Below are 15,344 nucleotides of genomic sequence, written 5' to 3'. Positions count from 1 at the left end.
CTAATCTACCGACATGTAAGAATGTCCATCTATCAGCAGCGTGTATTCGCTCACCATACTAATCGTATCCAGGGTTCTGGTATATTCCGCGATCTCCCTCCATCGCATCCAATTGCCCCAGTGGGATCGGGCGCAAATAGTGAAAATTCTCAATATTTCGCTGAAATACAATCGGTGTTCTATCTCCGATATTCGGTCCGCAGATGGTGTAACTCGATGCAAGCTGCGTCCATTTCTGCGTACGCACCAAATCGTGCCAGCGGTATCCTTCACCAAAATATTCGCGCGAGCGCTCGGCTAGTATATATTCAATGGTGATTTCTGCTGGAGTAGATGCGATCATCGCCGCGCTGTTGTCCTCAATTCTCTCTGTATTGCCATTGTTATCCCAGCGCCATACACCTGCACGCGCACGTATAACATTCACCAAATCTCGCGCGGTGAACCCCGCTCTGGTAGATGCCCCTTTTACCGCCGCTTCTGCCGCCACGAGATACAGCTCCGAAAATTTTGCAGCCGTAAATGGCCGCGTGCTTCCTGCATTAGGCTCGCCCAATCCACTTCCGCTATCCGTACGATATGGACCCAATTTCCATAATCCAGGATATATCCTGCGGCTAACTCCACTAGGCGAAATCACAAAATCAGCACGTCCAGGCAAAACACCAGCGCCTACGTTGCTATTAAATGGCGCACCATAGCTGATCGCCTGAGTTGGTTCTTCGTTTAGAAAAGTTAAAATGGCATCTCCAGGATTTACCGGAAGATAATTAGCGTTATATAGTGGCCCTTGAATACCTGCTTTATTCCAGTTACCTCTATAAACGGTAGTAAACGTACCGTCGTACCTAGAGTCATTTGTCTTATCGGCAAAGGTATTGGACAACGCTCCGATGGTCGGTGCCATCCGTACCCAAGGACGACCCAATGCTTGTGCTGCTTCTCTTTGTACCGAACTTACGGCAGACCACGCGGAGCTGGAAGAGCTGCTTCGAATTTCTGTGTAATTCCAGGTAAGCATCCAACCGGCAAAGTTATCTGGTGCGCCACCGTTCCCCCAGGTGAGACTTCCACCGTTATAAAACTCACTTGTCTCGGTATGATCCGCATAAAGAAGCAACTCATTGTTACGGTCATTCGTAGCCAAATTCACATCATAATATGTTTGTTGTAATCGAAATGGGCCTGGATTTTCGATGCCCTGTACCGCCACGTTATAGGCTTGTTGAAAATACCACTGGGCGTCGTGACCATCCGGGTCAATGCGATCCGCGGCAGGATATGTCGGAATATTATTTGGATTTTCTAACCACCAGCCGTACGTAAGATAGGCTTTCGCTAAGTACAGGCGTGCCAGGGTCTTGGTTACGCCACCCACTACTCGTCCGGTTTCTGGGAGGTGTTCGGCTGCATGTAACAGATCCGGAAAGATGGCTTTGGTGTATACTTCGGGCACTGTATTGCGTACAGAGCTACGTGTAGTGCTGGTATTGAATGTCAACTCGCCGGCACCCAAATCCAAAGGTACTCCGCCAAAGGTCTGCGCCAATAAAAAGTAGTCAAATGCTCTGAAGAACCTCGCTTCTCCGATGTGTGCTTCTGTAACACCATCTACCTGCTGTGCAAATTCTATAATACCATTTGCGGTGTTTATATTACTAAAACAAATTCCCCATATCGCGTCGGCACGGCTGTTCTCCGCATTCATCAGGGCACGTCCACTCAAATCCATGACCAGAAAGTTTTGGTCAGCCTGTTGTGCATACGTCACCTCGTCTGTACCCGTCAACAGGGTATTATACCAATAGGCTTGTCCGTAAATCCAACGTAAATGGGCATACATGGATGTCAAACCGCCCATGATACCGCGTTCGGTTTCAAAAAATCCGGGTTCGTAAATACTTCGTGGCTGCTCCTCCAAGATCTTTGAACAGGAGCCAAAAGTGGCTACTAATGCTAAAGCACTTATCTTTATATATTTTGTTATCGTCTTCATAGCGAATGTTTTAAAAGGTCAAATTAACACCAAATAAGAAAGTACGTGTCGCGGGTGCGTTCGTTCCGATAGTTAGTAAACGACTTTGGTGAGATGCTACAGCCGTATTCTGGTTAGCATAGGAATTGGTCTCTGGGTCCATACCTGTCGCACGGTGAAATGGCGAGAAGAATACAAATGGATTCTGTACCATAACATACAAGCGTAAACGATCTAAGCCTGCACTCTCCAATAATCTGGAATCGTTGAAGTTATAACCCATTGTCATGGTTCTGATTTTTAGGTAAGAGGCATCAAAGTAGCCTAATGAATTACCGTATTTTGGATTGTCACCACTCATCAGACCACCCGGTTTAGGATAGCGTGCGCCGGTATTCTCTGGCGTCCAGTAATCCACTTGCACGTTATTGGTACGGCCCGACATCAAGTTGAGGTATCCTGAGGCAGAATGCAACGTACTGATTAATACGCCACCTTGCTGAAACATACCAACGACACTGAAATCAAAATTCTTATAGGCTACACGCGTGTTAAATCCACCCATAAAATTAGTCTGCATATCAATAATTTGACGGTCATCGGGACCGATCGGACGTGTGGGCACACCATTTTCATCGAAGCCACCGGTATAATCTACTTTTATCATCCCGACGTTACCTCCTGGCTCTAATACGTTCAGATGTGGATCGCCTTCTTGCCACAATCCGTTGTATTGGTAATCGTATATTACGTCAATAGGATGTCCTACAAACCACCAATTGCTTTCATCCCTGGTTTGCCCGGAAGCCAATTGCGTCAATTTATTTCTGTTACGGTAAAAGTTTACGCCCGCTTCCCATGTCCAACCATTCTTATTCTGGAAAATGATACCATTTAAGGCAAATTCCACCCCTTTGTTTTGTGTACGTCCGACATTGGCGGTGTAGCTTTCCACGCCGGAAGAACCAGGCATTCTCAAGTTGAGCAATAGGTCGTGCGTATAAGTTTCATAGTATTCGGCAGTACCGGACAGACGGTCATTGAACAAAGCAAAATCCACCCCGACGTTGTAGGTTTGGGAATATTCCCAGCCCAATTGTGGATTGGGTAGCTGCGAAACAAAATAACCTACGTCGTAATTATCCGATCCAAAGTTATACGGTCTGGTGGCTAATCGGCCAAGCGTAGCATAAGGATTAATGGCTTGATTGGACGTTTGCCCGTACCCCACACGCAGCTTTAACATGTCGATCGAAGTAACATTATCCATAAAGGGTTCTCTACCGATATTCCATCCGGCAGATATGGCCGGGTAGGTGTGCCATTTCTTTCCCCTTGCCAGGCGGGATGACCCGTCCGAACGGACTGTCGCGCTGATCATGTAGCGATCGTCATAAGAATACATGGCACGCCCCATGTAAGACAGCAGGCCCCATTTTTCATAAACCTGACCATCTGGATTCACGATAATTTCGCCCAGTGCATGCCCAATATTATAAAATTGAAAGGCCGATGCTGGAATATCCCGACCAGACATTTCCGAACGTACAAATTGATTTTCTTCCGCAGAATACAAGGCGGTCAAGTTCAGGTTGTGTTTCGAACCAAAGGTTTTGTCGTAAGTAAGCAAGTTTTCCATCACATAATGGTAGATATGCGAATTATTAATTCCGGCGGTTGAGGGTGAGGTTGCATTGACATTATTGATGCCTTCTCCGGTAAACCAGCCACCATTATTCTGGCGATAATCCAATCCCAGATTAGCACGGTACTTCAATCCCTCCACTCCTGGTATTTTGATTTCGCCAAATAGTGCATTGTAGGTGGCAAATGCTCTGGTTTCGTTGAGCCACTCATCACTCAGATTTTCGATGATTGAACGGGTGGATACCCAATTTTCATTAAGTGGCATCTGAATAGTGCGTTTGAAACTGCCATCTGGATTGTAAGGATTGGCAATCGGAGAATTGGCTAAAAGACCTAAACCCACATGCTGACCAGAGGTTACGTTATAATTACTATTGGTATTGAATCCTAGGCGAATGTAGTCTCCTATACGTTGATCGACGGTACCTCTTAGCGATATCCGGTTATACCCCTGTAGCGGCAACACGCCTTGATCTTTATAATATCCTGCGCCAAAATTATAAGCACCTGTTTCGGTTCCTCCAGAGACTCCCACATCTTGACTAACGACGTATCCGGTACGATACATGAGGTCTTGCCAATCGGTGTCGACATCATCAGACTCGTCAATACCGTTATTAGGAAACATGCCGGCAGCTTGGCGCAAGGCCACAAATTCCGGTCCATTCATCATAGGATATTTGGAAAAGATATTTTGAAAACCTTGAAAGCTGTTGTACGATATTCTGGCCGGCTGACCAAAAACTCCTGTATTAGTAGTAACTAAAATAACACCATTAGCACCCCGTGATCCATAAATAGCCGTTGCAGAGGCGTCCTTTAACACATCTATACTCTTGATATCATTTGGGTTAATATCGCCAATCGAACCGGTAAAAGGAATACCATCTAAGACGATCAGTGGATCGTTACTAGCGTTCAACGAGCGCGTACCCCGAATACGGATCTGCGTTGTCGCTCCTGGCCGAGAGGATGATTGCGATATCTGTACGCCTGGCAATCTACCTTGCAACGCTTGGGTAATATTTGCCGAAGGTACTTCACGCATAGCTTCACCACCAATAGAGGATACAGAACCGGTAACGGCCTCTCTTCTTTGTGTACCGTATCCTACAACAACGACTTCATCGACAGAAATATCATCATCCGAGAAGGTAATGTTTAGCGGTTGGGATAGGGAGGTAACTACCGCAGTTTGCCTAGTGAGACCCACATTAATAAACTCTAAGGTATCTCCTACTGATGCTTGAATAGCATAACTACCACTTGATGTAGATAATGCACTTGTATTGGCACCTCTCAGATTAACCGTTACGCCGGATAATGGTTGACCATTCTTTGAGGTAATGGTTCCGGTGACTGTGCTTTGTGCAAATACGCTGCTACTGATGATGACATTGAGCAGTAATACGTAGATTTTCTTATCGGATCCCCAACATCGCGCGAGTATCCTACACATAAAGGTTTTAAAATTATTCATCAATTTATAATTAAAGGTTTATATTCTGTTAGTTCATTACAGGTTAGTTTATCGGTAGATAAAGTTCTCTTGTGTTTTTTTCAGGCTCTTTTATTCAAAAATTTAGATCTACTGAGTATCCCATGCTATGTGATTTGCCGAGGTAGCATATAGCCCGATCAAAGCCCCGGTAAAGCCACCGGCCACATCAGTGGAAAGGATATTTCCGGAAAGGACATCACCCACCGCTCTATAGTCTGCATCCCCTTGTTTAAAGGAGAACTGGTAATAATCATTCTTGGATGCTACACGCAAACTCAGGTCTTCTGGATGCTTTATTTTTTCCTGCGCTAGAATTGTGGACACACCGTCTGACATTTGCTCTAACACGAGGTAGTATTCGTCATTCTTCTTCGTCAGACCCAATGTATAGTAAAATGCTTCACTTTGCATACAGGTGATACCTGCAAGATCCTTGTGCGATCTAGGCAGGTAATTCAGGTCCACCTCGGCCGTAAAATCTTTATGCTGCTGTCTATAGAAGAGTGCGGAGATTGGTTTCTTTTCGTTTATGCTCACTGCCGAAGGGCTGATGTGTAGACCTGAATCATGCCGCCGCAGAAATTTTTCACGCGAACCACGTAAGGCTACCCAACGCGCATCTAACTCGGTCTGCTGAAAGTTATCCTGAAAGCTGAAGTTTCCATTGGGAAAATAGCGTCCTGTTTGCGTCTGGTTTGAAACGCCCTCTGGCATGGGAACGTAGGGTTTTAAAGCTTCCATGCCTCCTGCGAATACGGGCCATTTCCCAGTCCAATCTACAGGAAGTATAAAAGTCTCCCGACCGGTGTTGACTAGATTATTACTGTTTGGGCGCACCGCTAAAAAGACTCCATACCATGCTCCGCCGGGACCTTCCACCAAATCCGCATGCCCAGCCCATTCTACCCGATCTGTCCTTGATTTATCCAAATGTCTTTGAGAGAGTATCGGATTGGTAGCAGCAGGTTTAAACGGACCGCGCGGGCTATCTCCGATGAAAATCACTTCGCTATGATTGCCTCCTGTTCCTCCTTCTGCGCACATCAAAAAATACTTTCCATCCTTTTTATAGATATGTGGCCCTTCTATCCATATCGGCTTTTCCTGAATATCCACCCCTCCATCGACAATGATTTGGTCTGTACCGGCAATCACCTGATCTTTTTCCAGATCGTAATCCCAAATTTTGATGACGCGATGTCCTTTGTATAGTTCCTTCCCTTCGTCGGGCGCATCGTTGTGTACGATATACGCTTTGCCATCGTCATCAAAGAATAACGCCGGATCGATACCATCAAAATTCAATTTGATCGGATCTGTCCAATCTCCTTTTTTAGGATCATCCGTCTTCACCACCATGTTTCCTATCCCGGCAGAGATTTGCGTCGTGACCATATAGAAGGTATCATTGTGTGGATTGTATTGAATATCCGGCGCATAGATTCCTTCGCTAATCCCCGCATTTTTGACGTCAAGCTGGCTTTCGCGATCCAGTACATGTCCTAATTGCTTCCAATTAACCAGATCCGTAGAATGAAATATGGGTACGCCAGGAAACATCACGAAGGAGGAGTTGACCAGATAATAGTCTTCTCCTTTTCTGGTGATACTAGGATCGGGATAGCATCCTTGGAGAATAGGACTATAAAATTGGCCTTCCGGCAAAGGATAATTGTCATACACGGCATCATTTCCTGTATAGTTAAAATTGCTGAAAAGGGCTTCTGTTCCAGATGTCGCTGCATCTTGCTGACAAGCGCCGAAAAGGAAAACACTACTTGCGTAAAGCAAAGCGCTCGATATATTTTTTAGCTTTTTTATCATCATGTCGTTTTATGGTCTATCTAATTGTGCGCCGCATCGTGTAGTTCACACAGCGCTCATTCGGGGTTAATTAGTTATGATGCTTTAGATCTAATTTAATTTTCTGGAGATCCTCCAGTTGGTGTACCGGCTTTTCGACCGACGAAGGGATGGGCAAATTCGAAAATGTTTGGAAGTACAATAAAACGGCATCTTTCCACCAAACGGCATCTTGTGCTTGAATTTTTAACTTTGCCTGCACCTCTGCAAACCGCTCGGTATCCACATATTTCTCTAATTGATCCCAGGTGTTTTCAAACGCTTCTGCTTCTTGAACTCCACCATCGTAACGGAAACAGAGTTCATCCCACAGGGTATTTCCATTCTGCGTTTTGTGAAGCCAAGGCAGATGATGAAACCACAAGAGCAGGGTCTCGGGGCAGGTTTTTGGATCGCTATACTGTTGCTGCACAGGCTCATGGTATTGAGCAACCGCATTGCTCCCGCTTGCAGTACGATCAAAACCAACACCATTCACGTCCGCATTATGATAATACCAGGGCATCCAGTCCGGTCTTCCTCCTGCTACATCTCCCCATGGTTCAGGCCCGTAATGGTGATCGAAGGCGAATATATGATGCAGTCCTAAAGGCATCATGTAGTTTACCGCCGTTTCACGCGAAGCAAGCATCAGATCTTTGACCGGAGCGACGAACGCTTCCTCGTTTGTGAAACTTAATCGGATCCACTCCTCGGCGATATCTTCCGATGAAAGCTGATGATTCCAGGCCAGTCTTCCGTAGGCGTACCAATTGGCTTGCGCAAAATGGTGCCCTGTCCAGTTGGCATCCTCTCCGATATTAGCGACTCCAGCTATCGCCGTTTTAAAGCCGGGACGAAAGGTTCCATCGGTCATCTTCGCCACGGTGCTTACCGGACCGTGCGCATAGGTGTCTGCGTCTAACGTTTCCTTAAAAAGAGGCGCTAGATACACTAGGTGGTTCGAAAAACCGAGGTATTCTTGGGTGATCTGAAACTCGACCATTTGATTGGATTGCTTCATCGCGCCAAACAAAGGATGAAAGGGCTCACGAGGCTGAAAATCTATCGCCCCATTTTTAATCTGTACGATTACGTTGTCTCTAAACTGACCATCAAGCGGCTCGAATTCCGTATAAGCCTGCTTTGCCCGATCTTCTGATGTCGGATTGTACACAAATGCGCGCCACATGATCATCCCTCCAAAAGGCTTTACCGCATCGGCCAACATATTTGCGCCTTCTGCATGGGAGCGGCCATAATCCTGAGGGCCAGGTTGTCCTTCCGAATTTGCTTTTATTAAAAAGCCACCAAAGTCTGGAATTTGTGCATAAATCTCGGTTACTTTAGCTGCCCACCAGCCCTGTACTTCCGGACGTAGCGGATCGGAATCTGGCAATCCTCCCAGTACGATGGGCGACGAGAAATTAGCCGAAAGATAGACCTTAATCCCATATCGCCTGAATAGATCTGCTAATGCTTTTACTTTATGGATATAGGACGGAGTCAGAATTTGTGGCGAGGCATTTACATTGTTTAAAACGACAGCATTGATACCTACGGAAGCATTGGCACGGGCATATTGCTCGTATCGCGGTGATAGTTGATGAGGCAATTCGTCCCAAAGCCACAACGAGTGCCCTGCATACCCTCGCTCTACGGTACGGTCTAAATTATCCCAGTGATTGAGCATGCGGATATCAAACGAGGGAATCTCCGTTAATTCGATTTTATCTGCTGTATTTTTGCCTGTCTGCTGCCATTGGAGCAAGCGATAGGCTCCATACAATAAACCAATGGGTTGCTGGGCGATCACCGTGATGCGCTTGCTATCTCCTTGGATATGAAAACCATCTTTGAGCTGCTTTTGCTGCGCATCCAGCTTTAACTCCACGTCTTGGCCGACCCAGTAATCTGCCAACTCTTGTACGGCTAATTTAGCTGTCTCGTCGGTACTTTTGGTCACAATCGTTCGCTGCTGAGATACTGCTGGCGCAACGCGCTGGTATCTTAGCCAAAGCTGACTACCATCTTCCGCAAAAAGCGTAACTAATGGCAAAAGCACGATAAGAAGGGTTAAAAAATATGGTTTATTCATCCATTGCATCGAAAATTCTATTTAATAATTCCACTATAACTCATTGATCACGAACGCTATATCAGCCCTAAAATCATTGGCCTTGAATCGTTTTAATTTGCCCGTTATCGTCGTATTCCAATGCGACGACCTTCATGCTCCGCAGCCAGGTTTTCCCTTCGGACGGCACGCAATCGTGATAAAATAGATACCAACTTCCTTTAAATTCTACGATACTGTGGTGTGTTGTCCAGCCTACGACAGGCGTTAAGATGACACCCTGATATACGAATGGCCCATATGGATTATCGCCTATGGCATAACATATTAAGTGCGTATCCCCAGTGGAATAGGAGAAGTAGTATTTGTCTTGGTATTTGTGCAACCAAGACGCTTCAAAAAACCGCCGTGCTGTATCTCCTTGTTTTAGCGGGTTTCCCCGTTCATCCACGATAATTGCATCGCGCGGGTCTTCCGCAAACGAAGTCATATCATTGGAAAGACGTGCTACTTTTGGCGCCAGAGCATCCTCATTAAACAAGGGCAAAATGGAACCTTCGCCCAATTTATTGTTGCGATAATACTGCAGTTGTCCGCCCCAGATGCCGCCAAAGTAGATATAATACGCACCATCGCTGTCACAAAAAACACAAGGATCTATGCTATAGCTGCCCTTGATGGGATCATCTAATGGAATAAATGGTCCGTAGGGTTGTTCGCTGACGGCTACGCCCAACCGAAATATATCCGTCTTATCCTTCAAGGAGAAGTACAGGTAATATTTTCCATCCTTATGCGCTACGTCCGAATCCCAGAGTTGCCTTCCGGCCCACGGGATGTCTTCCACACGGAGCACTGTGCCATGATCGGTTACTTCTCCATCCACGCTATCCATTGAAAAAACGTGATAGTCCTTCATATCGAAGTGATCGCCGTGGTCATTTTCCGGTTTACCGCTTTCCCAATCGTGCGATGGATAGATGTATATTTTATCATTAAATACGTGCGCCGATGGATCAGCCATGTAATCTGCCGGAAATAAATATCTTGGTTCGTTCATCATAACTTTTAGTGTATTTAACCTCGTGCTAAACGGACAATTTCTTGGACAAAAGGCTTTGGTTTGAATTGTCTATCAAATAATAAGGGGTAATCGGTACGTCCTGGAATTGGCCAGCCATTTTTCCAGGAATCGTGATCTCCTACTCCCCATACGGTTACCCGGGATATCTTATCGCTATGCTTCAAGTATAGCTTAAAGAAGCTGATGTAGCGATCGCCTAATTTTTCCATGATGCTGTCTGGCAAGCCATCTGGATAAGGATTGAGTTGCTTACTATAGGCATAGGTTTCACTCACTTCAGCTCCCATATTCTCCCGGGCATGCGGCAATACAGAAATGTCTAGTTCGGTGACCATCACACTGGCACCGGTTTCCGAAAAGGCTAAAATAGTTTTCTCCACTTCATCAATGTCGGGGTGATGCAGTCCTTGATGCTCCTGCATACCTAAACCATGTAGCGGCAAACCTGCTTTTAGTATGCTTTTCGCTACTTTGATGATGCCCTCTCGTTTAGCGGGCAGGGCTGTTGAATAATCATTGTAATACAGCTCTGCATCGGGATCTGCTTCGTGGGTAAACCGGAAAGCCAGCGGGATAAAATCTTCTCCGATAATTTCATAGAATTTACTTTTTCTATATTCCCCGTTGTCTAATACGGCTTCATTTACGACATCCCATCCGGTGATCTTTCCCTTATATCGGGATACGACCGTGTGAATATGCGTCCGCATTCTTTCTATCAGCACATCACGAGAGACATCCTGACCATTTTCATCCACAAAAAACCATTTGGGTACCTGCGAGTGCCAAATGAGCGTATGACCAATAAGTTGCATGTTATTTTTTTGTCCAAAGGCGACAAAGCGATCGGCATCTTTAAAATTAAACTCACCTTCCCGTGGTTGTAGGTACATGCTTTTCATACAGTTTTCGGCCACGATCGAGTTAAACTGTTGCTCCACCAAAGTGATTGCATCCTGATCTCGTTCCCAGATTTGATCTAGGTTCAATGCTGCACCGATATAAAAGCGATCCTGAAACGCCTCCTTTAAAATTAGTGCGTTGCTAGTCTCCGTCTTAACCTGAGAATTGCTGGACGAGCAGGCAATTCCTGTCGCCATAATACTCGCTATTAGTGTTATTTTAATCCTGTTCATAATTCATTTAATGCTTATGGCGATATTCTATCTCGTAATTAATTTTATCAATTTGTGCATCACTTAAATCGTACTTGGAAATGATGTATAAGGCCAGCACCAATAGCAATGCGGGGATAATGGCGACCAGCCAAAGTATTCCTTGTTCTGCAAAAGCAGATTGTACCATCGTATTGTGCTGATCGAAGCCAACAAATGCCAGTACCAGTCCGGGAACTACGCCACCGAGCGCCATACCGGCTTTATAGAAGATGCCCGTTAGGGCGTTAACAATACCGGAAATGCGTTTTCCAGTCGTATATTCTCCATAGGAAATGACTTCGGGGACTAATGCCCACATATAACCTGTTGCTACGATGACGCCGCTAGATTTGACGAATTGAGCCATCAACACTAACCAGACTTGTGTCTTCAAGGCAGGGACGACAGAAATAACGTACAGCAGTATCATCCCTACAATAGCGATCGTTAAGAAGACGTAAAACATTTGCTTTTTACCAATTTTTCGTTTGATAGCGGGTACTAAAGGCATGAAGATAAAGGCAGGTATAGACCCTAATGCCATAAAATAGGGCAACATATCAGGCGCTTGTACATTGTAGATCATATAATATGATCCGGCAGAATTACCGATCGCCATCATAGCGAATGCGGTGATGAAAAAGAAAGCTAAGATGCGCAAGGGTTTATTGTGTCGGAATTCCGTCCATAGGTCTGACACTTTCACATTTTCGGTTTCTTTCTCATCCATCACTACTCGTTCTTTGGTCTGCGTGTAGCAAAAAATTAACAAGAATAAGCCTGCCAGCGCATAGATGGTCATCGTGATGAACCAGGCTTCTCCAGATACTTGCGAATTGATCTTTCCATCTGGCGAAAAAAACTGCACAACAATAGGTACACCATACCCCACGGCCAGGCCACCGAGATTGGCCATAAACATGCGAGTCGAGGTTAATTTTGTAATCTCATCGGTGTCTCTGGTTAAGGAAGCGTTCAAAGCTCCATAAGGCACATTGATGAGCGTATATAACATGGATAAACCGACATAGGTAATGTATGCGTAGGTTAATGAGCCGGAAAAGCCATTCCAAAAACAAAGTATGGCAAATCCGGTGAGTGGGATTCCTCCAAGGAGTAGATACGACCGATATTTACCGATCTTCGGGTTACTTTTGTCTACGTATGCACCTACGATCGGGTCCCATAACACATCTATGATCCGTACAATGAGGAACATGACACCTGCTGCTGCCGCAGAAATTCCGAATACGTTGGTATAGAAAATTAACAGGTACATGGAGACGGTCTGATAAATAAGATTTTGCGCCAAATCGCCCGAACCAAATCCTATCCGCTGTACTTGGGATAGCTTGTAAAAGCCTTTTGTTATACCTGGTTGTTGTGTATCTGTGTTCATTGTTGTTTTTATCTATTGCTTTAGGGATGTCCAGTTTATCGCTGTTTGCTTTGCGGTGCTCCCAAATAAGAGGGCTTTAGACCTCCGAAATCAACTAGTATTTTTTGGATCACGATGCCATGATCAAGCGGACGTATTTTTATGGTGTACTCTCCTGCTTTGCTAAATTCGTGCGTTGTCGTGTTTTTGATGATACGCTCGGCTTGCCATTTTCCCAGTTCTCCCCGATAATGGCCATTTATATTCACGACTTCTTCGGCCGAGTCATTGATGGAGATAGCATAGCGTAGACCTCGATTGGAATTGAAGTTCAAAGTGGGCGATGTGCATACTGTTAACTTTGCGGAGCCTACAGACTGTACTTCGATTTTGTATTCCAGGTAAAGATGCTCTTCTATTGGAGCGGTGACCGGAAGGGTCGTGATAGCAGAAGCCGTTTTTCCCAAATTGGGTATTTCTGTCCATGTCGATAAGCCGGCGTTGCTTGCCTGGTTGAAATTCATGGCTTCGATCGCGATATGTCCATCCTGCTCGACGAAAATTTTTGAATTTCCGACGCGGGTACTATCCACATAGCTTACCGCTGGCATAATAGCATGTGCTGGGTTGTTCCAACTAGTATAACCAATTCTGACTTGATCCATCATATGCTTCCACTTACCATCAGAAATGGTATTAAAATGCACCGTTAATAGGGAGTCTCGGACGAAGGATTCTTTCACTTGATCTGCCCAATGATTTGCCCGTACATCATTTTTGGCGGCGTAATAGTCGTTCTTGGCTTTCGCGAAATACATATCATAGAGATTTGACATGCCATTGATTGGAAAAAGCACCAACTGATCAAAACTATCCTTGTACTCGGCAGGTAATACGTTGTATAAGCGCATGGCATCCACCAGGAGATGGCGATAATCCTGCACAACGGTCTCAAACTCGTTGTAGTTTTCTAAGCTGTAGGTCCGGTGATCCAACAACTCGGGGGTTACGCGATGATTGTATTTAGTATACATATCGATCAACCGCGCGGCCTCTTCCGCGTATTCTGCGCCAAATTGCTGCCTGCACCAGGCTATGGTATGCTGGTAGATATTGGATGGATGAAACTGTTTTGGATTCCAAGCCATATCCAAAAAGAATGATATGGGATATTCCATGGGCTTTAGATCCCCCACGTTGACCACCCAGATACGGTCTACTCCATGTTCGTAGGTCAGATTCATCTGTTCCCATACGCGCGATACTTGGCTTACATTTAACCATTTGGTGTTGCGCGGTCCACCGACGTAGTCGAAATGGTAGTACATCCCATACCCCCCTGCACGTGGTTTAGCATCGAGATCTGGTAGCTTGCGCACATTGCCCCAGTTATCATCACAAAATAGTAGCGTCACATCATCCGGCACGCGCATGCCTTCGTCGTAATAGTCTTGTACCTCTTTGTAAAGTGCCCAAACTTGTGGCGTGTGTTTGGCAGATTTGCCCGTTACCTTTTGTATGATTTGGCGTTGGTCTTCGACAATATTTTCGAGCAAGCTGATATTTTGATCATCACTCATCGGTTCGTCGCCATCTCCACGCATGGCAATAGTGATAATGGATTCCCAATCTTTGGCGCGCTGCATGCCTTTTGTCCAAAACTCCTGAAGCCCTGCTTTATTTGTGGCGTAATCCCATGCGGCTCCATTCCCATGCCGTTTCCACTCGGCTTGCGCTCTCGCCATGGGCTCATGATGTGATGTACTGATCACGATTCCCATCTCATCGGCCAAAGCACCATTGCGAGGGTCGTCATCATAAAATGCATTTCCCCACATGGCTGGCCACAGAAAATTACCTTTCAAACGAAGGATTAACTCAAAGACGGTTTCATAGAATTGGCTGTTGTAACCGCCAAATGTATGATTGGTCCATTTGGTAAGGGCCGGAAATTCATCGTTCAAAAATATGCCTCTATAACTGACTGCCGGTTCGCCCTGTGTGTAGATTCCAGGTTTGAAATAGATATTTTCTTTCTTCTTTACGGGTACATCGGCCCAGTAATACCAGGGCGATACACCCAACTGAGCAGATAACTCGTAAATCCCGTATATCGTTCCCCGTTTGTCACTCCCGGCGATGACCAGTGCAGAATCGACACCCGCGATCGGATGGGCAACTAGCTGAACAAGAAATTTCTCGTTTTTCCCTCTTAGTGCTTTTTGATCAATTTTTCCTGTGCCTACGAGCTGATCGATGTAGGTAGAATGTCCGAGTGTGCCAACGATGATGCTGTAACGTTCCAATGCACTGCTGGGCGAAGTGTATGTTACGCGGTTAAAATCTTGCCTTAAATTATCGACTGCACGCAACACGCCTTTCCAATCATGCCCATCGGCAACGACCGGAATAGGCTGTCCTCGATGGATGATCGGCAAATACCCTTCATGTGCTGTATCATGTAAAAATTGGTTATCATTTGCATCTTGAGCTGCCGCGACCATAGTCGTAAAAGCAAAGATCAAGACTGCAAACCATCTCAGGTTTACCATGTTTTAAAGAAGATTGTGTAATCGTGGTTTATACTATTTTTATGGCAATCCCGCAGGAGTGACATTGGTACTGTAAAGGTAGAAGTACCACGAGTTCCTCGATGGTACATATGTATTATTAACAGATAAAA

The 15,344-nt window shown here is 45.4% G+C and carries 8 protein-coding genes; all 8 read right to left on the bottom strand.

Translation table 11 applies throughout. The annotated features are described in order from the left end of the window. Positions 1 to 58: 58 nt before the first annotated feature. The 8 genes from M8998_RS01915 to M8998_RS01880 all read right to left on the bottom strand — a co-directional run bounded on the left by M8998_RS01915 (position 59) and on the right by M8998_RS01880 (position 15,213). Positions 59 to 1,996, bottom strand: coding sequence for a RagB/SusD family nutrient uptake outer membrane protein (locus M8998_RS01915; RefSeq protein WP_249990304.1), 1,938 nt, complete (start codon positions 1,994 to 1,996; stop codon positions 59 to 61). A 10-nt stretch (positions 1,997 to 2,006) separates the two neighbouring features. Beyond that, positions 2,007 to 5,081 carry a SusC/RagA family TonB-linked outer membrane protein gene (locus M8998_RS01910; RefSeq protein ID WP_249990303.1) on the bottom strand — a complete coding sequence of 1,025 codons (3,075 nt, stop codon included), beginning with the start codon at positions 5,079 to 5,081 and terminating at the stop codon, positions 2,007 to 2,009. A 129-nt stretch (positions 5,082 to 5,210) separates the two neighbouring features. After that, positions 5,211 to 6,950, bottom strand: coding sequence for a glycoside hydrolase family 43 protein (locus M8998_RS01905; protein ID WP_249990302.1), 1,740 nt, complete (start codon positions 6,948 to 6,950; stop codon positions 5,211 to 5,213). 67 nt (positions 6,951 to 7,017) lie between these two features. Next, a complete protein-coding gene (locus tag M8998_RS01900) occupies positions 7,018 to 9,063 on the bottom strand; it encodes an alpha-glucuronidase (RefSeq protein ID WP_249990301.1) in 2,046 nt (681 codons plus the stop codon). A 73-nt stretch (positions 9,064 to 9,136) separates the two neighbouring features. Further along, the gene (locus M8998_RS01895) at positions 9,137 to 10,105 is read right to left on the bottom strand and encodes a glycoside hydrolase family 43 protein (RefSeq protein WP_249990300.1); all 969 of its coding nucleotides are present in this window, start codon (positions 10,103 to 10,105) and stop codon (positions 9,137 to 9,139) included. Positions 10,106 to 10,119: 14 nt separating this feature from the next. After that, the gene (locus M8998_RS01890; protein WP_249990299.1) at positions 10,120 to 11,262 is read right to left on the bottom strand and encodes an endo-1,4-beta-xylanase; all 1,143 of its coding nucleotides are present in this window, start codon (positions 11,260 to 11,262) and stop codon (positions 10,120 to 10,122) included. Between the two features lie 7 nt (positions 11,263 to 11,269). After that, complete coding sequence (locus tag M8998_RS01885) at positions 11,270 to 12,682, bottom strand: MFS transporter (protein WP_249990298.1); 1,413 nt, start codon at positions 12,680 to 12,682, stop codon at positions 11,270 to 11,272. Positions 12,683 to 12,717: 35 nt separating this feature from the next. Next, the gene (locus M8998_RS01880) at positions 12,718 to 15,213 is read right to left on the bottom strand and encodes a glycosyl hydrolase 115 family protein (RefSeq protein ID WP_249990297.1); all 2,496 of its coding nucleotides are present in this window, start codon (positions 15,211 to 15,213) and stop codon (positions 12,718 to 12,720) included. Positions 15,214 to 15,344: the final 131 nt, after the last annotated feature.

The organism is Sphingobacterium sp. lm-10, from assembly GCF_023554555.1.
GTDB lineage: Bacteria > Bacteroidota > Bacteroidia > Sphingobacteriales > Sphingobacteriaceae > Sphingobacterium.
The sequence above is the reverse complement of the archived record's forward strand: the minus strand, read 5'-3'. Positions and strand labels throughout refer to the sequence as shown.